This is a genomic window from Geodermatophilus maliterrae (genome assembly GCF_041018925.1).
GTDB lineage: Bacteria > Actinomycetota > Actinomycetes > Mycobacteriales > Geodermatophilaceae > Geodermatophilus > Geodermatophilus maliterrae.
Map to the genome: position 1 here is coordinate 50,792 of NZ_JBFNXQ010000003.1, position 19,922 is coordinate 70,713.

21 protein-coding genes are annotated in these 19,922 nt (G+C 76.0%); 8 read left to right on the plus strand and 13 right to left on the minus strand.

What is annotated here, in order from left to right; genetic code table 11:
• Both ABQ292_RS01650 and ABQ292_RS01655 read left to right on the plus strand, forming a co-directional pair.
• Positions 1-768: an SDR family NAD(P)-dependent oxidoreductase gene (locus ABQ292_RS01650; RefSeq protein WP_369202577.1), complete on the plus strand. Its 768-nt coding sequence runs from the start codon at positions 1-3 to the stop codon at positions 766-768.
• Positions 765-1,541, plus strand: coding sequence for a crotonase/enoyl-CoA hydratase family protein (locus tag ABQ292_RS01655; protein WP_369202579.1), 777 nt, complete (start codon positions 765-767; stop codon positions 1,539-1,541). The genes ABQ292_RS01650 and ABQ292_RS01655 overlap by 4 nt, the downstream gene beginning before the upstream one ends.
• Before the next feature lie 21 nt (positions 1,542-1,562).
• Here the strand turns inward: ABQ292_RS01655 and ABQ292_RS01660 are convergent, their stop codons facing one another.
• Positions 1,563-2,321, minus strand: a complete 759-nt coding sequence (locus ABQ292_RS01660) for a FadR/GntR family transcriptional regulator (RefSeq protein WP_369202581.1) — start codon at positions 2,319-2,321, stop codon at positions 1,563-1,565.
• 134 nt (positions 2,322-2,455) lie between these two features.
• Positions 2,456-3,874: an MFS transporter gene (locus ABQ292_RS01665; RefSeq protein ID WP_369202583.1), complete on the minus strand. Its 1,419-nt coding sequence runs from the start codon at positions 3,872-3,874 to the stop codon at positions 2,456-2,458.
• A 186-nt stretch (positions 3,875-4,060) separates the two neighbouring features.
• On the opposite strand from ABQ292_RS01665, the gene ABQ292_RS01670 reads away from it, so the two are divergent.
• The 4 genes from ABQ292_RS01670 to ABQ292_RS01685 all read left to right on the plus strand — a co-directional run bounded on the left by ABQ292_RS01670 (position 4,061) and on the right by ABQ292_RS01685 (position 9,374).
• Positions 4,061-4,462 carry a cupin domain-containing protein gene (locus ABQ292_RS01670; RefSeq protein WP_369202585.1) on the plus strand — a complete coding sequence of 134 codons (402 nt, stop codon included), beginning with the start codon at positions 4,061-4,063 and terminating at the stop codon, positions 4,460-4,462.
• 81 nt (positions 4,463-4,543) lie between these two features.
• On the plus strand, positions 4,544-5,836 hold the full coding sequence (locus ABQ292_RS01675) for a hydroxyacid-oxoacid transhydrogenase (RefSeq protein ID WP_369202587.1): 1,293 nt from the start codon (positions 4,544-4,546) through the stop codon (positions 5,834-5,836).
• Positions 5,833-8,712 (plus strand): FAD-binding and (Fe-S)-binding domain-containing protein, encoded by a 2,880-nt coding sequence (locus ABQ292_RS01680; protein ID WP_369202589.1) that lies wholly within the window; start codon positions 5,833-5,835, stop codon positions 8,710-8,712. Before ABQ292_RS01675 ends, ABQ292_RS01680 begins: the two co-directional genes overlap by 4 nt.
• Complete coding sequence (locus ABQ292_RS01685; protein ID WP_369202591.1) at positions 8,709-9,374, plus strand: NADPH-dependent F420 reductase; 666 nt, start codon at positions 8,709-8,711, stop codon at positions 9,372-9,374. Before ABQ292_RS01680 ends, ABQ292_RS01685 begins: the two co-directional genes overlap by 4 nt.
• 42 nt (positions 9,375-9,416) lie before the next feature.
• Here ABQ292_RS01685 and ABQ292_RS01690 read toward each other — a convergent pair whose 3' ends face one another.
• The 11 genes from ABQ292_RS01690 to ABQ292_RS01740 form a co-directional block, all read right to left on the minus strand.
• Positions 9,417-10,088: a GDSL-type esterase/lipase family protein gene (locus ABQ292_RS01690; protein WP_369202593.1), complete on the minus strand. Its 672-nt coding sequence runs from the start codon at positions 10,086-10,088 to the stop codon at positions 9,417-9,419.
• Between the two features lie 354 nt (positions 10,089-10,442).
• Positions 10,443-11,204, minus strand: coding sequence for a 3-oxoacyl-ACP reductase FabG (gene fabG / locus ABQ292_RS01695; protein ID WP_369202595.1), 762 nt, complete (start codon positions 11,202-11,204; stop codon positions 10,443-10,445).
• 172 nt (positions 11,205-11,376) lie between these two features.
• Positions 11,377-11,796 carry a DUF350 domain-containing protein gene (locus ABQ292_RS01700; RefSeq protein WP_369202597.1) on the minus strand — a complete coding sequence of 140 codons (420 nt, stop codon included), beginning with the start codon at positions 11,794-11,796 and terminating at the stop codon, positions 11,377-11,379.
• Between the two features lie 84 nt (positions 11,797-11,880).
• Entirely contained in the window at positions 11,881-12,318 is a 438-nt protein-coding gene (locus ABQ292_RS01705) for an AAA family ATPase (protein WP_369202599.1), read from the minus strand.
• A 143-nt stretch (positions 12,319-12,461) separates the two neighbouring features.
• On the minus strand, positions 12,462-12,725 hold the full coding sequence (locus ABQ292_RS01710; RefSeq protein ID WP_369202601.1) for a DUF8836 family protein: 264 nt from the start codon (positions 12,723-12,725) through the stop codon (positions 12,462-12,464).
• Positions 12,726-12,811: 86 nt separating this feature from the next.
• Positions 12,812-14,212 carry an AI-2E family transporter gene (locus tag ABQ292_RS01715; protein ID WP_369202603.1) on the minus strand — a complete coding sequence of 467 codons (1,401 nt, stop codon included), beginning with the start codon at positions 14,210-14,212 and terminating at the stop codon, positions 12,812-12,814.
• 145 nt (positions 14,213-14,357) lie between these two features.
• Positions 14,358-14,756 (minus strand): ankyrin repeat domain-containing protein, encoded by a 399-nt coding sequence (locus ABQ292_RS01720; protein WP_369202605.1) that lies wholly within the window; start codon positions 14,754-14,756, stop codon positions 14,358-14,360.
• Positions 14,753-15,520, minus strand: coding sequence for a dienelactone hydrolase family protein (locus tag ABQ292_RS01725; RefSeq protein WP_369202607.1), 768 nt, complete (start codon positions 15,518-15,520; stop codon positions 14,753-14,755). Before ABQ292_RS01725 ends, ABQ292_RS01720 begins: the two co-directional genes overlap by 4 nt.
• A 60-nt stretch (positions 15,521-15,580) precedes the next feature.
• Positions 15,581-16,120, minus strand: coding sequence for a hypothetical protein (locus tag ABQ292_RS01730; protein ID WP_369202609.1), 540 nt, complete (start codon positions 16,118-16,120; stop codon positions 15,581-15,583).
• A 78-nt stretch (positions 16,121-16,198) separates the two neighbouring features.
• Complete coding sequence (locus ABQ292_RS01735; protein WP_369202611.1) at positions 16,199-16,753, minus strand: hypothetical protein; 555 nt, start codon at positions 16,751-16,753, stop codon at positions 16,199-16,201.
• 70 nt (positions 16,754-16,823) lie between these two features.
• The gene (locus ABQ292_RS01740) at positions 16,824-17,291 is read right to left on the minus strand and encodes a PPOX class F420-dependent oxidoreductase (protein ID WP_369202613.1); all 468 of its coding nucleotides are present in this window, start codon (positions 17,289-17,291) and stop codon (positions 16,824-16,826) included.
• Positions 17,292-17,392: 101 nt separating this feature from the next.
• On the opposite strand from ABQ292_RS01740, the gene ABQ292_RS01745 reads away from it, so the two are divergent.
• On the plus strand, positions 17,393-18,769 hold the full coding sequence (locus ABQ292_RS01745) for an AI-2E family transporter (protein WP_369202615.1): 1,377 nt from the start codon (positions 17,393-17,395) through the stop codon (positions 18,767-18,769).
• A gap of 79 nt (positions 18,770-18,848) precedes the next feature.
• Entirely contained in the window at positions 18,849-19,802 is a 954-nt protein-coding gene (locus ABQ292_RS01750; RefSeq protein WP_369202617.1) for a proteasome assembly chaperone family protein, read from the plus strand.
• Positions 19,803-19,922: the final 120 nt, after the last annotated feature.

Genomic DNA, 19,922 nt, shown 5'->3' on the forward strand with positions numbered 1-19,922 from the left:
ATGGACGTCACTGCAGGGTCCGCGGTCGTCACCGGCGGGGCCTCCGGCCTCGGCCTGGCCACCGCCCGCCGCCTGGTCGAACGCGGGGTGCCGACCGTCCTCGTCGACCTGCCGACGTCGGCCGGCGCCGAGGTCGCGGCCGACCTCGGCGGCAAGACGCGCTTCGTCGCCGCCGACGTCACCGACCCCGACGCCGTGGCCGCCGCCGTCGCCCGGGCCGACGAGCTCGCCCCGCTGCGCACGCTGGTGCACTGCGCCGGCCGCGGCGGCGCCATGCGCGTCGTCGACAAGGAGGGCGCGCCCGGGTCGCTGGAGTTCTACGAGTCGATCGTGCGGGTCAACCTGATCGGGACGTTCAACGTGCTCAGCCAGGCCGCCGCGCGGATGGCCGCGCACGAGCCGGTCGACGGCGAGGAGCGCGGCGTCTGCGTGCTGACCGCGTCGGTGGCCGCGTGGGAGGGCCAGATCGGTCAGCTCCCCTACGCCTCGGCCAAGGCCGGCATCGTCGGGCTGACCCTCGTGGCCGCCCGCGACCTGGCCAGCAGGCTGATCCGGGTGGTGACCATCGCGCCGGGCACCTTCGACACCCCGATCCTCGCCCGGCTCCCGCAGCACGTCCGCGACTCGCTCGGCCAGATGACCCCGCACCCGCGGCGGCTCGGCGTCCCGGACGAGTTCGCCCGCCTGGCGCTGGCGATCGTGGACAACCCGATGCTCAACGGCGAGACGATCCGGCTCGACGGCGCCATCCGGATGCAGCCCAAGTGAGCCCGCCCGGCTCACCGGAGGTCCGGGTCGAGCGCGACGGCGCCGTCCTCGTCGTCACCATCGACCGGCCGCATGCGAGGAACGCGATCGACACCGCGGCCGCCGAGGGCATCGGCGCGGCGATGGAGCAGCTCGACACCGACGACTCGCTGTTCGTCGGGGTGCTCACCGGCGCGGGCGGGGTGTTCAGCGCGGGCATGGACCTCAAGGCCTTCCTCGCCGGGGAGAAGCCGCACGTGCCCGGCCGCGGCTTCGCCGGCCTGGTCGAGCGGCCGCCGGCCAAGCCGCTGATCGCCGCCGTCGAGGGTCCCGCGCTGGCCGGCGGCTTCGAGATCGCCCTGGCCTGCGACCTGGTGGTGGCCGGCGACGGCGCGTCGTTCGGGCTGCCGGAGGTGAAGCGGGGCCTGCTGGCCGGCGGCGGCGGGCTGCTCCGGTTGCCGCGCAAGGCCGGGCTGCCCAAGGCGACCGAGTGGGCACTGACCGGCGACCGGGTGAGCGCGCAGGAGGCGCACGCCGCCGGGGTGGTCAACCGGCTGGTCCCGGCCGGCCGGGCGCTGGAGACGGCGCTGGAGCTCGCCCGGCGGATCGCGGCGAACGGGCCGCTGGCGGTGCAGGGCACGAAGCGGATCCTCAGCGAGGGTCCCGGGTGGCCGGCCGAGGAGGCCTTCGCCCGCCAGTGGGAGGTCTACGCGCCGATCCGGGCGTCGGAGGACGCGACGGAGGGCGCCCGGGCCTTCACCGAGAAGCGCGCCCCGGTCTGGCGGGGGCGCTGACGACCGGCGCGGGTCGGCGACTCAGCGCCAGTTGATGACCTGGTCCATCAGCTGGGGGTGCCGCTGGCGCACCCAGTCGGCGTACTCCTGCATGTGCTCGCGCATGAGCCGCTCGGCGGCGTCGGCGTCGCCCTCGGCGATCGCGCTGGCGATCGCGGCGTGCACCTCGAGCACGTGCCGGCGCTCGTCGTTGGGCGAGAGCAGGCCGGTGACCTGGTCGCGGAACACGTCCTCCAGCGACACCGACACCAGGTTGAGCACCGGGTTCCCCGACATCGAGGCGACGCCGCGGTGGAAGTCCGTGGTGGCGTCGTAGTAGGCGATGTCGTCCTCGACCGCCGTCGTCTCCGGGTCGGCCACCTGACCGACCAGCTCCTGGCCCCGCCGCTCGGCGGCCAGCCGGGCCATCATCGGCTCGAGGACGAGCCGGGCGTCGACCAGCTGGCCGAAGGTCATGCCGCCGAGGTGGAAGAAGAGCGTCGACATCCGCCCGTAGTCGCGGGTGCCGACCTCGATGACCATCGGGCCACCGTTGCGGCCCGGCTTCATGGTGATCAGCCCGTGCACCTCGAGGATGCGCAGCGCCTCGCGCAGGGACCCGCGCCCGACGCCGTAGTCCTCGAGCATCTGCGCCTCGGAGGACAGCAGCGTGCCCGGCGGCAGCTTGCGCGAGACGATCTCGTGCACGATCTCCTGCGCCAGGGCCTCGGCGACCTTGGCACCCCGCTTGATCGGGCGGGGACCCGGGCCGTCGGCACGGGGACGCGGGGCGGTGAGCATGAACCCGAGGGTACTGGCCGGTACCGGTCGTGGACCCTCCGCGGACCCCGATCCCCACGAATGGTTAGCACGGTTTCCCTGCCCGGCCGGTACCCGACCCGGCCGGGATCGCGACGACCGCGTCGGCGACCCCGTCAGCTGCGGGCCGGTCGCAGTGCCAGCACCGCCAGCGCTCCGACCGCGCTGACCGCCGCGCCGGCGAGGGCGGCGGCGTCCCACCCGTCGACCAGGGCGGCCGCGCCGCCGCCGGACGCCGACTCCGCGGTGACCAGCAGGACGACGAGCGTCACCCCGACGGCGGCGCCGAGGTAGCGGGCGGTGTTGTTCGCGCCGCTGCCCATGGCCGCACGCTCGGCCGGGACGTGCGCCACCGCCTCCCGGCCGAGGGCGGCGTTGGCCGCGCCGTAGCCCACACCGAGGACGACCAGCCCGGGCAGCAGCACGGTGCCCGCGCTGCCGGCGTCCAGGACGGCGAGCCCGGCCAGCCCCGCACCCGACACCGCCAGCCCACCGGCCAGCAGCAGCCGCCCGTCGACGCCGGGCAGCCAGCGCAGCCCCCAGGACGTCGCCGTCGCGACACCGGACCAGACGACCACGAGCACCGTCGTCGCCAGCAGGCTCTCGCCCAGCCCCCGCTGCAGCACCGTGGCCAGGTAGGACATCAGCCCGACGGTGGCCGCGCCGGTGACCAGCGCCCCGACGTGGGCGGCGACGAACCCGCGGACGCGGAACAGCGCGAGGTCGACCATCGGCGCCCGCGCCCGCGCCTCGGCGAGCACGAAGCCGGCGGCGAGGACGGCCCCGGCCAGGAGCAGCGCGACCGCCACGCCGGTGCCCCCGCCGCTGCGAGGCGCCAGCAGCCCCGCCAGCAGGCAGCACACCGCGGCGACGAGCAGCAGCGGGCCGGCGACGTCGACCCGCGGACGGCGCCCGCGCGGCGACCCGGGCAGCAGCAGCCGGGCGGCGACGGCCAGGACGACGGTGAGGACGGCGGTGGCGGCGTGGGTGGCCCGCCAGCCGGTGTCGCCGTCGAGGACGACCGCCGCGAGGCCGCCGACACCCGTGCCCGCGCCGAGGCCGGCGCCCCAGACCGCGGCCGCCCGCGCCCGCGACGGGCCGAGCGGGAAGACCTGGGCGAGCAGGCCCAGGGAGCAGGCCAGCACGGCCGCACCCCCGACGCCCTGCACCAGCCGGCCGGCGACGAAGACCCCGGTGGCCCCGGCCGCGGCGGTGAGCGCGGCCCCGCCGGCGAGCAGGACCAGCCCGGCGGTGAAGACCCGCCGCCGGCCGACGTCGTCGGCCAGCGCGCCGGTGACCAGCAGTGCGGCGGCCAGTCCGACGCTCATCGCCGACAGCAGCCAGGCCTGCCCGCCCGGGCCGGTGCCGAGCTCGCGGGCGGTGGCCACCGCGGTGGCCAGCGGCGTCACGAAGGCGGCGAGCACCACCAGCGTGCTGGTCGCGACGACGGCCAGGGTGCGGCGCTGCACGCGGGCGTCCGGCACCGGTGGCGCCACCGCGGTGGCCGCGGCCCGGGGCTGCGGGGAACGGGACACGCACGCCTCCTGGCGGTCGCCTTATCAGTTGGATTCCCGAACTGACGTTGCGGGCACCGTAGCAGGGCCCGGGCCCCCGGCACAGCGGGTCGGGGGCGCGCGGCGCATGGTCGGTGCGGGTCGGGGGCAGGACCCTCCGCGAGAGGGCACCGACCGGGTGCCGCCAGACAGCGAGGAGCAGCGCCGATGGCGTCCGTCATCCACTTCACGATCGCGACCGTCGCCGAGGAGAGCCCGGACTTCCGCCGGGTCCTCTGGACGGGGACGAACACCCAGCTCGTCGTGATGACCATCCCGCCGGGCGGGGAGATCGGCGAGGAGGTCCACGAGGACATCGACCAGATCCTCACCTTCGTCAGCGGCGTCGGTGAGGCGAAGGTCGGCGGCTCGACCAAGAAGGTGGCGCAGGGCGACCTCGTCGTCGTCCCGGCCGGGACGAAGCACAACTTCCTCAACACCGGGCCGAACCCGCTGGTCCTCTACACGGTCTACGGCCCGCCGGAGCACGCCGACGGCGCGGTGCACCACACCAAGGAGGAGGCCGACGAGGCCGAGGAGTCGGGGAAGGACGAGCCCCCGACCTCCTGAGCCGTCCCGTCCCCGGTGCCGGCGCCGCGACGACGACACCGGGGACGGCGCGACCGGCCCCGCTCGGTGCACGATGACGGCATGACCGCCAGCGTCTACCAGCCCGCCGACCCGGAGAGCGTGTTCACCTACGGCGCCCCCCGGCTGAAGTTCGGCGCCGGCGCCGCCGACGAGATCGGCTACGACCTCAGCGAGACCGGGGCCCGCCGGGTCCTGGTCGTCACCGACCCCGGCGTGGCCGCGACCGGGCACCCCCAGCGGGTGGCCGACCAGATGACCGCCTTCGGCATCGAGGCGCACGTCTTCGACGGCAGCCACGTCGAGCCCACCGACGAGAGCCTGCAGGCCGCCGTCGACTGGGCCCGCGCGCACGGCCCGTGGGACGCCTTCGTCGCCGTCGGCGGCGGGTCGAGCATCGACACCGCCAAGGCGGTCGACCTGCTCACCACCAACCCCGGTGAGCTCATGGACTACGTCAACAAGCCGGTCGGCGAGGGCCGGGCGCCGGTCAACCCTCTCGCTCCGCTGGTCGCCGTCCCGACGACCACCGGCACCGGCGCGGAGAGCACCACGATCTGCGTGCTCGACGTCCTCGCGCTCAAGGTGAAGACGGGGATCAGCCACCCCCGGCTGCGGCCGATGATGGCCGTCGTCGACCCGGCGCTGACCCGCACCCAGCCGGCCGGTGTCACGGCCGCCTCCGGCATGGACATCCTCTGCCACGCGCTGGAGAGCTACACCGCGCGGCCCTACACCAGCTACGACCGCAAGCGCCCCGAGGAGCGGGTGCCCTACTGCGGGTCCAATCCGATCGCGGACATGTGGTCGGAGAAGGCCCTGTCGCTGCTGGCGGAGTCCTTCCGCCGCGCCGTCCGCGACGGTGACGACGACGCACGGGCGAAGATGGCCATGGCCGCCACCTTCGCCGGCATGGGCTTCGGCAACGCCGGCGTGCACGTCCCGCACGCCAACGCCTACCCGATCGCCGGCCGGGTCAAGGACTTCCACCCCGAGGGCTACCCGGCCGACGAGCCGATGATCCCGCACGGGATGTCGGTGTCGCTGACCGCGCCGGAGGCCTTCCGCTTCACCTTCGATGCCGACCCCGGGCGGCACCTGCGTGCCGCCCACCTGCTCGACCCGGCCGCCGAGCAGACCGACGACCCGGCGGAGTTCCTGCCGACGGTGCTCGTCGCCCTCATGCGCGACATCGGCATCCCCGGCGGCATCGGGGCGGTCGGCTACGACGAGGGGGACATCCCCGACCTGGTCGACGGCACGATGAAGCAGCAGCGGCTGCTGGCCACCGCCCCGAAACCGGTCGGCGAGGACGACGTGGCCGGGATCTACCGGCGCTCGCTGTCGCTGTGGTGACCACCTCCACCGACACGAGCGAGATCGCCGCCGCCCTCCGCCGGGCGGGCATCGGCGACGTCGACGACTCGGCTCTTGCCCGGGCGCTCTACTCCTCCGACGGCTCGCTCTACCGCGTGCTGCCGCGCGCCGTCGTCCGCCCGCGCGACGCCGACGAGGTGGTCGCCGCGCTCGAGGTGTGCCGGGACCTCGGCGTCCCGCTGACCATGCGCGGCGCGGGCACGTCCATCGCCGGCAACGCGGTGGGCACCGGCGTCGTCGTCGACACCAGCCGGCACCTGGACCGGGTGCACGACATCGACGCGGAGGCGCGTACGGCGGTCGTCGACCCCGGCGTCGTGCAGGCCGCGCTGCAGGTCGCCGCCCGCCCGCACGGCCTGCGCTTCGGCCCCGACCCGAGCACGTCCAACCGCTGCACGGTCGGCGGGATGATCGGCAACAACGCCTGCGGGTCCCGGGCGCTGGGCTACGGCCGGACGTCGGACAACGTCGTCGGCCTCGACGTCGTCACCGGCTCCGGGCAGCGGCTGCGGCTGGGCGCCGGCGCCCCGGTCGACGGCGGCGTCCTCGGCGAGCTCCGCGGGCTGGTGGACGGCGAGCTGGCCACCATCCGCACCGAGCTCGGCCGCTTCGGGCGGCAGGTGTCGGGCTACTCCCTGGAGCACCTGCTGCCCGAGCGCGGCTTCGACGTGGCCCGCGCGCTGGTGGGCAGCGAGGGCACGCTGGCCGTCGTCCTCGGGGCGACCGTGCGGCTGGTGGCCGACGCCCCGTACCGGGGCCTGGTCGTGCTCGGCTACCCGTCGATGGCCGACGCCGCCGACGCGACGCCGGGGCTGCTGCGGCACGGGCCCACCGCCGTCGAGGGACTCGACGACCGCATCGTGCAGCGGCTGCGCGACGTCCCGGCCGCCGTCGTCCCGGACCTGCCGGAGGGCGCCGGCTGGCTGATCGTGGAGCTGACGGGCGACAGCGTCGCCGAGGTGGAGTCGAAGGCCGCCGGCGTGCTCGCCGACGCCGGCGCCGTGGACACGCTGGTGGTCACCGACGTCGCCGAGGCCGCGGCGATCTGGCGGATCCGCGAGGACGGCGCCGGGCTGGCCGCGCGCACCAGCGACGGCCGTCCCGCGCACGCCGGCTGGGAGGACGCCGCCGTCCCCGTCGAGTCGCTCGGCGCCTACCTGCGCGAGTTCGAGGCGCTGCTGGTGCAGCACGGTCTGCAGGGCGTCCCCTACGGGCACTTCGGCGACGGCTGCGTGCACGTGCGGATCGACTTCCCCTTCGGCCGCGAGCCCGACCGCGGCCGCGCCGCCTACCGGGCCTTCGTGCAGGACGCCGCCGGGCTGGTGGCCCGCTACGGCGGGTCGGTGTCGGGCGAGCACGGCGACGGCCGGGCCCGCAGCGAGCTGCTCGGCACCATGTACTCCCCCGCCGCGCTCGACCTCTTCGGGCGGGTCAAGGCGCTGTTCGACCCCGCCGACGTGCTCAACCCCGGCGTCCTGGTGCGGCCGCTGCCGCTCGACGAGGACGTGCGGGTGGCCGCCGCGCCGCGGCGCCCGACGACCGACCGGCCCACCCTGGCGCTGGCCTACCGGCACGACGGCGGCGACTTCTCCAACGCCGTGCACCGCTGCACCGGTGTGGGCAAGTGCCGGGCCGAGCCCTCCGGCGTCGCGGTCATGTGCCCGTCGTGGCCGGCCACCCGGCAGGAGAAGGACAACACCCGCGGCCGCGCCCGCGTGCTGCAGGAGATGCTCGCGCCGGGCGGGCCGGTGCGGGACTGGCGCTCGCCCGAGGTGCACGCCGCGCTCGACCTCTGCCTGTCGTGCAAGGGGTGCTCGCGCGACTGCCCCACCGGCGTCGACATGGCCTCGTACAAGGCCGAGGTGCTGCACCAGTCCTACCGGCGGCGGCTGCGGCCCCGGTCGCACTACACGCTGGGCCGGCTGCCGATGTGGTCCGACCTCGCCGCGCGCGCCCCGCGGCTGGTCAACGCCGTCACGGCCTCCCGCCTGGGCGGCCGGCTGGCCCGCTGGGGCGCCGGCGTCGACCAGCGCCGCTCGTTGCCGGCCTTCGCCGGCGAGACCTTCCGCGCCTGGTGGGACCGGCGCCCGGCGGCGGCCGACGGCGGGCGCCCGGTGGCGCTGTGGGTCGACTCGTTCACCGACCACTTCGCCCCGGAGGTCGCGCGGGCGGCAGTCACGGTGCTCGAGGCGGCCGGCCACCGGGTCCAGGTGCCCGGCGACGACACCTGCTGCGGGCTGACCTGGATCACCACCGGTCAGCTCGACACCGCGAAGCGGGTGCTCGGCGACACGGTGCGCCGGCTGGCGCCGCTGGTCGACGCCGGGATCCCGGTGGTCGGGCTGGAGCCCTCCTGCACCGCGGCGCTGCGCTCCGACGCCGTCGAGCTGCTCGACGACGACGCCGCCGCGCGGGTGGCCGCGGGCACCCGGACGCTCGCCGAGCTGCTCGCCGCCACCGAGGGGTGGACGCCGCCGTCGCTGGCCGGCGTCGAGGTCGTCGCCCAGCCGCACTGCCACCACCACGCGGTCATGGGGTGGGCGGCCGACGAGCGGCTGCTGCGCCGGGCCGGGGCCACGGTCACCCGGCTCGGCGGCTGCTGCGGCCTGGCCGGCAACTGGGGCGTCGAGCGCGGGCACCACGACGTGTCGGTGGCGATCGCCGAGCAGCAGCTGCTGCCCGCCGTCCGCGCGGCCGGGCCGGACGCCGTCGTCCTGGCCGACGGCTTCTCCTGCCGCACCCAGCTCGACCAGCTGGCCGACCGCCCCGGCCGGCACCTCGCCCAGCTCCTCGCCGACGCCCTCGACCAGCGGGGCGGAATGGACGGCGGGCGGGGCGGCTTCGGGCAGGCATGACGACTCTCGGCATCATCGGCGCCGGCAACATCGGCACGGCGCTCGCCCAGGCAGCAACCGACGCCGGCTACGACGTCGTGCTCTCCAACTCCCGCGGGCCGGAGACCCTGGCCGACCTGGTGTCCGCGATCGAGGCCCGCCCGTCGCGGCGCGGTCAGGTCCGCGCCGCGACCCCCGCCGAGGCCGGCGCGGCCGGCGACCTGGTGGTCGTGACCGTGCCGCTCAAGGCGCTCCCCGACGTCCCCGTTGAGCCGCTGGCCGGCAAGGTCGTGATCGACACGAACAACTACTACCCCGAGCGCGACGGGCACATCGCCGCGCTCGACGACGAGACGACCACCACCGCGGAGATGGCGCAGGAGCACCTGCCCAGGTCCCGCGTGGTCAAGGCGTTCAACCACGTCTACGCCGCGGACATCACCGGCCGGCGCACCCCGCCGGGGACGCCGCACCGCCGCGCCCTCGCCATCGCCGGGGACGACGCCTCGGCCAGGGAGACCGTCGCCTCGTTCATCGACGACCTCGGCTTCGACGTCGTCGACCTCGGTCCGCTGGCCGAGGGGTGGCGCACCCAGCGCGACACCCCCGGCTACGGCCCCGACCTCGACGCCGACGGACTGCGGCGGGCGGCCGCCGAGGCGAAGCGCTACCGCGACACGTGAGTCGCTGCGGCCCGGCGGCGCGTCCGCCGGGCCGTACCGGGCTCAGGCCGCGCGGCGGGCCCGGCGGGCGCGGGCCACGGCCAGCACGGTGGGCGCGAGCGCCGCGGCGATGCGTGCGTAGCCGGCCGAGGACGGGTGGAACCGGTCGGCGGAGAAGAGCGCGGGGTCGTCGGTGAAGGCGCGGCCGATCTCGGCGGACACCGCCGCCACGGTGGCGCCGTGCGCCTCGGCGACGGCGGCCTGCCGGCCCTGGAGCCGGGTGCAGGCGGCCCGCACCACGGGCCGGAGCGCCGACGGGACGAAGGGCACGCTGGACATGTCCGGCGCCGGGACGACCACGACGTCGGTGCCGGCGGCGCGCAGGTCGGCCACCGCGGCGCCGAGGGCGGCGGTGGCCTGAGAGAGGACCTCGCTGCCCCCCGCGACTCGCACGCTCGCGGCGGGCCCCTGCAGCAAGGCCAGCGCGGAGCGGGCCAGGTCGTTGGCGCCGATCACGACGACGGCGAGGTCGGCGTCGAGCGGAACGGCGCGCACCTGGGCGGCGAGGTCGCGCGACACCGCGCCCGGCACGGCCCGGACGCTGAGGTCGACGTCGATCCCCTCGCTGCGCAGCACCTGCGCCAGCCGGGGGCCGAGGGTGTCCTCGACCCGTGCGGCGCCGGTCCCGTACGCGATGGAGTCACCGAGGAGGACGAGGCGGAGCGGAGCGGTCACGGCAGGTGCAACGCCGGCCGGCGGGGCACTGTGCCCGCCGGCCGGCGTGTGGTGCACCTCAGGTGCGGTGGCCCTCCCTGAGCCTACGGGGGAGGACGCTGGCCCCCTGCAGGGACCCGCCGCGAGCCTGCGAGCGGTGGGGGCCGGGCGGCTCCGTCCCGGGTCCCGCCCTGAGCTGCTGAGGGTGGGGAGGACGCTGGCCCCCTGCAGGGACCCGCCGCGAGCCTGCGAGCGGTGGGGGCCGGGCGGCTCCGTCCCGGGTCCCGCCCTGAGCTGCTGAGGGTGGGGAGGACGCTGGCCCCCTGCAGGGACCCGCCGCGAGCCTGCGAGCGGTGGGGGGCAGGGGGTCCTTCCTCAGGCCTTGGGGCCGCCCGCCGCGTAGACGACCTGGCCGGAGACGAAGCCGGCGCCCTCGCTGACGAAGAAGGACACCAGGTGGGCGATGTCCTCGGGCTGGCCGACGCGCGCGACCGGGATCTGCGAGGCCGCGCCCTTGATGAAGTCCTCGAAGGCGATGCCCATGCGCTCGGCGGTGGCCTTCGTCATCTCCGTCTGGATGAAACCGGGGGCGACGGCGTTGGCGGTGACGCCGAACTTGCCCAGCTCGATGGCCAGGGTCTTGGTGAAGCCCTGCAGGCCGGCCTTCGCCGCCGAGTAGTTGGCCTGGCCGCGGTTGCCCAGCGCCGAGGTGCTCGACAGGTTGACCACGCGACCCCACTTGGCGTCGACCATGTACTTCTGGCACGCCCGCGCCATGAGGAAGGCACCGCGCAGGTGCACGTTCATGACGACGTCCCAGTCGACCTCGGTCATCTTGAACAGCATGTTGTCGCGGGTGACGCCCGCGTTGTTGACCAGCACCACGGGCGGCCCGAGCTCGGCGGCGACCCGGTCGACGGCGGCCTGCACCTGCTCGGCGTCGCTCACGTCGGCGCCCACACCGAGGGCGGTGCCACCGGCGGCCTCGATGGCCGCGACGGTCTCCTTGGTGTTGCCCTCGTCGAGGTCGAGCACGGCCACGGCGAAGCCGTCAGCGGCCAGCCGCTGCGCCGTGGCGGCCCCGATGCCGCGGGCTGCACCGGTCACGATCGCGACGCGGGGGGTTCCCTCGCTCATTGCGGTTCCTCTCATGCTGGTGGCGGCGTCGTCGCCGGCCGGTCCGGGCGCGCACGCGCGCCCGGTGTCCCCGGCGCGCGCCCGCGCGCTGCGCCGGACACGTTACGTCGGGGTTCTGCGCCACCGTCCCGGGACCCGCCGACCGGTGGGCCGGCGCTCTCGGCGACCGGGGTCAGGGCCAGATCGAGGCGACGATGATCGCGGCGACCGACAGCTGCGCCGCGGCGCTGACCAGGCTGGCGGGGTGGAAGCCGACCTCGGTGACCAGGGAGCCCATCTTCCCGGGCGTGAGCAGGTCGAGGGCGACGAAGGCCACCGCCTGCAGCAGCACGCCGAGCACCCCGAAGACGACGGTGTAGAGCAGCGCCTGCCCGAAGCCCGACGTGGCGTTGGTCCAGATGGTGGTGAAGGTGATCGCGCCCTGGGCCAGGAAGCCGGCGGAGAGGACGACGGCCGCGCTCACCGACCGGTCGTGGTAGATCCGGCGGCCCAGGTGACCGGGTGTGAGCAGGTCGAGGGCGAGGTAGCCCAGGGCCAGCAGCGCGAGGCCGACGGCGGTGTAGGCGACGGCGTATCCGATGCTGGCCAGCACGGGCGGGACCTCCGGGGACGGGGGTGGGCGGGCCTGCAAGGTCTACCGCACGCGCCCGCACGGGCGCACGCGGCGCCCCGCCGGTCACTCCCCCGGCACGGACCCCGGCCCCGGTCCGGGCTCGGGCACGACGACGTCCACCCGGTCGAAGCCCTCGGCCGCCGTCGGCGCGGCCAAGCGGGCCCGGGCGGACAGGACGCCGACCAGCGGCACGCGCGCCCGGTCCTCCCGCGCCTCGTTGCGGGCCAGGCAGGTGGGCAGCGGGGTGTCCAGCCAGACCGCGCGCACCGGCACCCCGGCGGCCTGGGCGGCGGCGATCAGCGGGGCGCGCTGCTCGGCCGACGGGTTGGTGTTGTCCACGACGACGCTGCGGCCGACCGCGAGCAGCTCGGCCACCACCCGCTGCTGCCGGGCCTCCCGGCGGCGGGCACGCGGCCAGTGGTCCTTGCTCACCACGGCGTGGGTGGCCGCGAGGTGCTCGACCACCCAGGTCGACTTGCCGGCGCCCTGCAGGCCGACCATGACGACCAGCTCCGGGCCCCCGCCGGGACGTCGGCCCTCCTGCAGGGTCCCGCCGCGAACCTGCGAGCGGTGGGGGGCAGGGGCGGCCCCGTCCCGGGTCCCGCCCTGAGCGCGCGAAGGGTGGGGAGGACGGGGTCCTTCGTTCAGGCGCTCCGCCGCAGCGGGGTCACCGGCTCGTCGTCGTCGAGCCCGGGGCGGGCCGCCGGGTGCTCCACCAGCGCGAGCACCCGCCCGGACATGAACCGGGCCGTGCGCACGGGCGTGCCACCGCGGGTGTTCTCGGTGACCTCGACGACGCCGCGGCCGTGGACGACCTCGACGCGCCGGCCGGCGCGGGTGGCCTCGATCTCGTAGGTGCGGGTGCTGCCACCGGCGTCGATGACGACCTCGACACGATCACCCTTCACGGGGTCCTCCTCAGGGGTCTCACCGGGCACTCACCCGGTATGGGGACAACGTCCTCCGCGCCCCTGACATTCCGCGAAAGCCCAGGTCAGTCCCCGGATCCACGGCGTCCGGGCCAGTGCGGGTGCAGCGCCCGCACCGAGGCCAGCGCCGCCCGGCGGTCGTGCGCGCGCTGCCGCGCGCGGCTGGTGCGCGGGGCCCGGGGTTCCTCCCGCAGGAGCGCGTCGAGCCAGTGGCCGCGCGGGTCGACGTCGACCAGCAGCGCCTTGACCAGCAGCGTGAGCGGGATGGCCAGCAGCGCGCCGAGGGCGCCGAGCACCCATCCCCAGAACAGCAGCGCGAGGAAGGTGACCGTCATCGACAGGCCGACCGAGTCGCCGACGAACCGGGGCTGGACGAGCGTCTGGACCACGAAGTTGAGCAGCGCGTAGACGACGATGATCACCCAGAACTCGGTCCACCCGCCGTCGAGCAGGCCGAGCAGCGCCGGCGGGATGACGCCGAGCACGAAGCCGATGTTCGGCACGTAGTTGGTGATGAACGACAGCACGCCCCACAGCAGGGGCAGCGGGACGTCGAGGATCTCCAGGGCGATCGTGTCGCCGACCGCCACGATGGCGCCGAAGACGGTGCTCACCAGCAGGTAGCTGCGGGTGCCGCGGGCGAACAGGCCCAGGGCGATCGGCAGGTGCGGGCGCTCCTCGGCGACCAGCGCGAGCCGGCGGCCGAACCCCCCCGACTCGATCGCGAGGAAGACCATCGCCGACAGCAGCAGGACCAGCGTGGTGGCGGTGTCGGTGACGCGGGCCAGCAGGCCGGTGGCCAGCCCCACGAGCTGCCCGTAGTCGAACCGGTCGACCAGCTCGGCGATCTGCGACGAGGACATCCCGGCCTCGTCGAGCCGGCGGACCGCGTCGTCGAGCAGCAGCTGGAACTGCGGGGCGTAGTCCGGCAGCAGGACGGCGAACTGGGCGATCGCGACCACGAGCAGCGACCCGAGACCGAGCAGCACGGTCCACACCAGCAGCAGCAGCACGCTCGCGCTGGCCCACCGCGGCACGCGGTGGCGCAGCAGCCACCGCTGCACCGGCATGAGCGCCACGACGACGACCAGCGCGAGCAGCACCGGCGCCAGCAGCCAGGCGATCTCGCGGACACCGGCGACGGCGATGGTCGCCGCCGCGGCCCCGACCAGCAGCACCAGCCAGCGGGGCAGCCCCGCGGAGCCCTCCGGCTGCGGCAGCGGGGGCGGCCCCTCGGGCGGGGCGTCGAGAGGGGCGTCGAGAGGGGCGTCGAGAGAGGCGTCGACGGCGGCCGCCTCGCCCAGCACGTCGACGGCGGGTCCGGCCGGCCCGGGCGGGTCGGTCGAGGGGTACCCGGCCGTGACGAGCGCAGCCTGCAGGTCGGTGGCGTCGGGTGGCGTCAGCCGGGTCGCCCCGGTGCACGCCCGGTCGGCGTCCTGACCCGGCAGGTGCTGCTGCGCGGCCATGTGTCGACGTCCCTCCCGCCCCGCGGTGGCTGTGCGGGCGCGGACCGGTCGGCCCGGGATGGCGCCGCGCCCGCACCCGCGCCCCCGTGCGGCGCCGCCGTGAGCCCTCAGGGTGGCACGCCGCGCTCGTGTCCGGGGGGACGTGTCAGCGAGCGGGGCGCTCCAGGAGTGCCGACATCTCCGGCAGCTCGAAGAACACCGCCGTCTCGCGGGCGCTGGGGCCGCCCGCGTCGGGGTCGGCGCCGGCGTCGAGCAGCGCGCGCACCGCGGGCTCGGAACGGCGGAACACCGCCGCGGCCAGCGCCGTCTGCCCGCGGTCGTTGGCCCGGGAGTGGTCGGCGCCCCGGGCGAGCAGCGCGGCCACCGTCCCGGGGTGGTCGTGGTAGGCGGCCAGGATCAGGAGCGTGTCGCCCTTGTCGTTGGTCAGCTCGAGCGGCACCCCGGCGTCGAGGTAGGCGGTGAGCTCCTCGGTGTGGCCGGAGCGGGCCAGGTCGAAGACCCGCGCCGCCAGCTCGATGACCCCCGGGTCGATCGGCTCGCTCACGACGACACCTGCCCCGCCCGGTCGACCAGTGCCAGCAGCCGCCGCCAGGCGTCCTGGCAGGCGTCCTCCCACTCGGTGGCGGCCCGGTCGAAGAAGGAGTGCGGCGCCCCCTCGTACACGGCGGTCGTCACGTCCGCACCGGCCGCGCGCATGGTCGCGGCCAGGGCGAGCTGGTCGTCCACCGGGGTGGCGGCGTCGGCGCCGGCGATCAGCATCAGCGTCGGCCGCGACGCGCGGGTCGCCGCATTCCCGACCAGGACCGGCCGGCCGTAGAAGCCCGCGCACGCGGCGACGTCGAGGTCCCCGCCCGACTGCCGCCAGGAGTGGCTGCCGCCGAAGCAGAAGCCCACGGTGACCACCGGCAGGCCCGGGCGGGTGCGGCGGCGCAGCTCGGCCATCGCGGCGGTGAGGTCGGCGTCGATGCCGCCCGGCGTCGTCTGCGGGACGTGCGTCTGCCAGTCGAACCCGCCGTCGCGGGTGCCGCCCTCGGCCGGGCCCGCGGTGCGCCCGAACCAGTCGACGGCGATCGCCGGCACGCCCGCCCCGGCGAACCGCTCGGCGAGCGCGACGTAGTAGGGGTGCAGGCCGCGGATGTCGGGCAGGACGACGACGCCGGCGGCGGCGGACGCGCCGTCGGACGGGGCGGCCCACGCCGCGGAGAACGCCGTGCCGTCGGCCGCGGTGAGGGTGGTCAGCTCGGTCTCGGCGACCTCGCCGGCGCCGCCGGGCGGCGCGGGGGGTCGGCTGCTCGGGTCGTGGCACACGCGACCAGTGCTACCAGGCCGGGGACGCCGGTGCCCGGCGCCGCCGCCCCGGGCCGCGGCTCACTGGCTCCCGGTGCGCTCGGCGGCCTCCGCCCGGCCGCCGAAGACGGCCGCAGCCATCTCGCGCCGGGCGTCGGTGAGCCACTCGTACTGCTGGTGCGCCTGGTCGATGAGCCGGTCCAGCTCGGCCTTGGGCAGCCGGTCGTCGACCTCGGCGGTGATCCGCAGCGTCTCGAAGCCGCTGCGCTTGCCACGCACCGCCGAGGCGAGGAACTCGAACTCGACGAGGTCCGACAGCGGCGAGCGGGAGAGCAGCCGCCCGTTGAACTTGACGCGGGTGACCTTCTCGGCCACCCAGACACCGATCTGCTTGTACTGGCGCACCGGGATGCCGAGGGCCCGCATGACGTCGAGCAGCGAGGACTTCTCGTCCCGCAGCTCGGCGAGCAGCTGCTGCAGCGGCGGCTCCCACCGCGACCCGCGGTGCACGCCGATCATCCGGCTGACCAGCTCTATGCCACCGGTGGCCGCGGCGAGGTGGTCGTTGACGTAGATGCCCAGCAGCTCGGTGTTGCGCTGCGGGTGCTCGGGCTGGCTCATCCGGACCTCCTCGGGACGGTTTCGGTCCCATTCTCCGGGGTGCGGTGATCACCGCGCGCGGCGGTTCCCCCGACGGCGTCAGCCGGCGGCCCGGGAGAGCAGGCGGACGGCGGTGGGCCGCAGCTCCTGCTCGAGGTCCCACAGGCCGGCCGCCAGCCGCTGCGCCACGGCCTGCCGGGAGACGCCGAGCTCGGCGGCCACGGCCGCGCGGGTCGCACCGGCCGTCAGCAGGTCGGCGGCGGCCCAGGCCGCCGGGCTGCGCCGGGCCAGCAGCACGGCGAGCGCCGTGAGCACCGCCTGGGCGTCGGCGGAGGCCGCCGGGTCGGTCCCGCGGACGGCGAGCCGGGCCGGTCGCCGGGTCGCCGCCGCCAGTGCCCGGCGGGCGCCGAGCAGCACCGGGGCGTCGTCGTCCGACGCCGGGGCCGCTCCCACCCCGATGCGCCGGCCGCCCTGCCGCACCAGCGCGACCACGGCGTCGACGGCCACCCGCGCCGCGACAGCGGGATCGGCGTCGGCCACGACGGCGATCCCGCCCTCCCCCGCCGGCCGCACGGCGACCCCGCTCGGGAGGGGCGGCGCGGCGGCCGGGGCGCCGCCCGCCGATCGCGGGGCCCAGCCGATCGCCAGCAGCACGCGCGCAGCGTCGTCCCCGGACACCGACCTCGGCAAGCTCCTGGGCTTGCCCGGCGCGCCGCGCCGGGGGTCAGTCCCGCGTGGCGAGCTCCGGCGGGAAGCCGCCGGTGGCCACCGGCCCCCAGGCCTCGACGGTGATCCGCAGCAGCGACTTGCCCTGCCGGGTCATCGCGGCGCGGTACTCGTCCCAGTCGGGGTGCTCGCCGCTGATGGAACGGAAGTACTCGACCAGCGGCTCGAGCGCCTCGGGCAGGTCGAGCACCTCGGCGCGGCCGTCGACCTGCACCCACGGACCGTCGAAGTCGTCGGAGAGCACGCAGAGCGAGACGGCGGGGTCGCGGCGGGCGTTGCGCACCTTGGCGCGCTGCGGGTAGGTGGAGACGACGACGCGTCCCTCGGCGTCCACGCCGCAGGTCACCGGCGAGAGCTGCGGTCCGCCCTCCCGGCGGCGGGTGAGCAGCACGGCGCGGTGCCGCGGACGGAGGAAGTCCAGCAGGGCCCCGCGGTCGACGCGGTCGGCGGTGGCGGTCCTCGGCACGGCCCCGACGCTAGCCGGAGCGGTCCACCCGCGCCGTGGCAGGAGCGGGCGGTGGTGATCTCCGGACGGTGGGCCCTGGTGATCTGTGGTGCGATCTCCCCATGAGGTTCCGCCTGCCCGGACACCGGGACGACGCTCCGGCGCCGGCCGGTGACTCCGCTGCGCAGGGCGCCGGCACCCCCGCGCCGGACGCACCGCGCACCGGCGGCGCGGCCACCCCCGACACCGGCGGCGCCGGCCCGAGACCCGCCCTCACCGGGGAGGGCGGGTCGCACGACCCGCGCACCGCCGACCACACCGCCACCGTGGCCCCCGCGCCCACGTGGCAGCGCGGGGAGCGGTTCCGGACGGCCACCCGGGCGCTGGCGATAGGCTCGGCGCAGCTGCTGCTCATCAGCGCCGGCGTCGTCGTGGTCGGCTGGGTGCTGGGCAAGCTCTGGGTCGTCCTGCTGCCGGTCATCCTCGGTCTGCTCTTCGCCACCGTGCTCTGGCCGCCCACCCGGTTCCTGCGCCGGCACGGCTGGCCCGCGGCGCTGGCCGCGGCGATCGTGCTGCTGGTGTTCCTCGGCCTGATCGGCGGGCTGATCGCCGTCATCGCGCCGCAGGTCGCCGACCAGGTCACCGAGCTCGCCGACCAGGCCGCCGACGGCCTGGAGCAGGTGCAGCAGTGGCTGCAGGGCCCGCCCTTCAACGTCGACGAGGAGCAGATCGGCCAGGTCGTCGACCAGGCGATCGACTCGGTGCAGGCCAACGCGTCGAACATCGCGAGCTACGCCGCCACCGGCGCCTCGGCCGTGGGCAACGGCCTGCTCAACCTGGTGCTGGCCCTGCTGCTGGCCTTCTTCTTCATCAAGGACGGGCCGCGCTGGGTGCCCTGGCTGGCCGCCCAGACCGGTCCGCGCGCCGCGCCGCACGTGGCCGCGCTGTCGCAGAAGACCTGGACCACGCTCTCGGAGTTCATCAAGCAGCAGGCGCTCGTCGGCTTCGTCGACGCGCTGTTCATCGGCATCGGGCTGTGGATCCTGGACGTGCCGCTGGTCGTCCCGCTGGCCGTGCTGACCTTCTTCGGCGCGTTCATCCCGATCATCGGTGCCTTCGTGGCCGGCGCGTTCGCCGTGCTCGTCGCGCTGGTCGACGAGGGCTTCACCGTGGCGCTCATCGTCTTCGGCATCGTGCTGCTGGTGCAGCAGATCGAGGGCAACGTGCTCCAGCCGATCATCCAGGGCCGCGGCTTCAACCTGCACGCCGCGGTGGTGATCCTCGCCGTCACCGCCGGCAGCAGCCTGGCCGGCATCATCGGCGCCTTCCTCAGCGTCCCGGTGGCCGCGCTGATGGCCGTCGTCTACCGGTACGCGCGGGACGTCTTCGACGGCCGCCACCCCGAGGTGGCCGGCGACGGCACGCACACGCAGGTCGCGGGGGACGACACGGGTGCGGTGCTGACCCGGGGCCCGGCCCCGGAGACGTCCCGCGGCTGAGCGTGCGGGCGGGCACCGGGAATGCCGGAGCGCCCGCCGTCGCTGATCACGGTGACGTCGACCAGCAGGAGGTGCCCCCGTGGCGCAGCGACCGGAGGAGCTCGTCGAGCTGCTCCCCGAGGCCGAGCAGTTCCTCGCCGCCGAGACGGCGGTCACCGAGCCGGCCGAGCGGCGGGGACTGGTGCTGGTGCACGCCCTCGCCGGTGACTTCGACGCCGCCTCCTCCGTGGCACTGGCCGGCGCCCACCTGCTGGCGACACTGCCGCACCGCACGGTCGCCCGCTTCGACGCCGACGTCCTCGTCGACTACCGGGCGCGCCGGCCGCGGATGACCTTCTCCGGTGACCGGTACGAGACCTTCGACGCGCCGGAGATCGTGCTGTCGGCGGTCGACGACGACTCCGGCGAGCCGTTCCTGCTGCTCACCGGCCCCGAGCCCGACTACCGCTGGGAGGGCTTCGTCGCGGCGATCGCCCAGCTGGTCGAGCGGCTCGGCGTCACCTCGGTGGTGGCGCTGCAGGCGATCCCGATGCCGGTGCCGCACACCCGGCCGGTCACCGTCACCGCGCACGCCACGCGCCGCCGGCTCATCGACGCCTATCCCGTGTACTGGGGCGAGATGCGCATCCCCGGCAGTGCCGCGGCCCTGCTCGAGCTGCGGCTGGGCGAGGCCGGCGTCGACGCGCTCGGCGTCGCCGCGCACGTGCCGCACTACCTGGCGCAGGCCACCTACCCCGCCGCGACCCTGAGCCTGCTCGAGCACCTGGGCCGGCTGACCGGGCTGCTGCTGCCCACGGAGACGCTGCGCGAGGCGGCCGAGCTCAACCGCGGCGAGATCGACGAGCAGATCGGCCGCTCCTCCGACAACACCGCCGTGGTCGCCGCGCTGGAGCAGCAGTACGACCAGTTCACCGCCGCCCGCGAGGACAGCGCGCTGCTCGGCGACGTGGGCGACGTGCCCAGCGGCGAGGAGATCGGCGCCGAGCTCGAGCGCTTCCTGGCCGAGCAGGACCGCCGGCACCCCCGCGACTGACCTAGGGACCCCGTCCCCCTCACCCCTCGCACGCTCGCGGCGAGCCTCTGGACGGGGGCCGCCGTCCTCCCCACCCCTCGCACGGTCGGGCGGGACCGGGACGGGGCCGCCGTCCCCCCG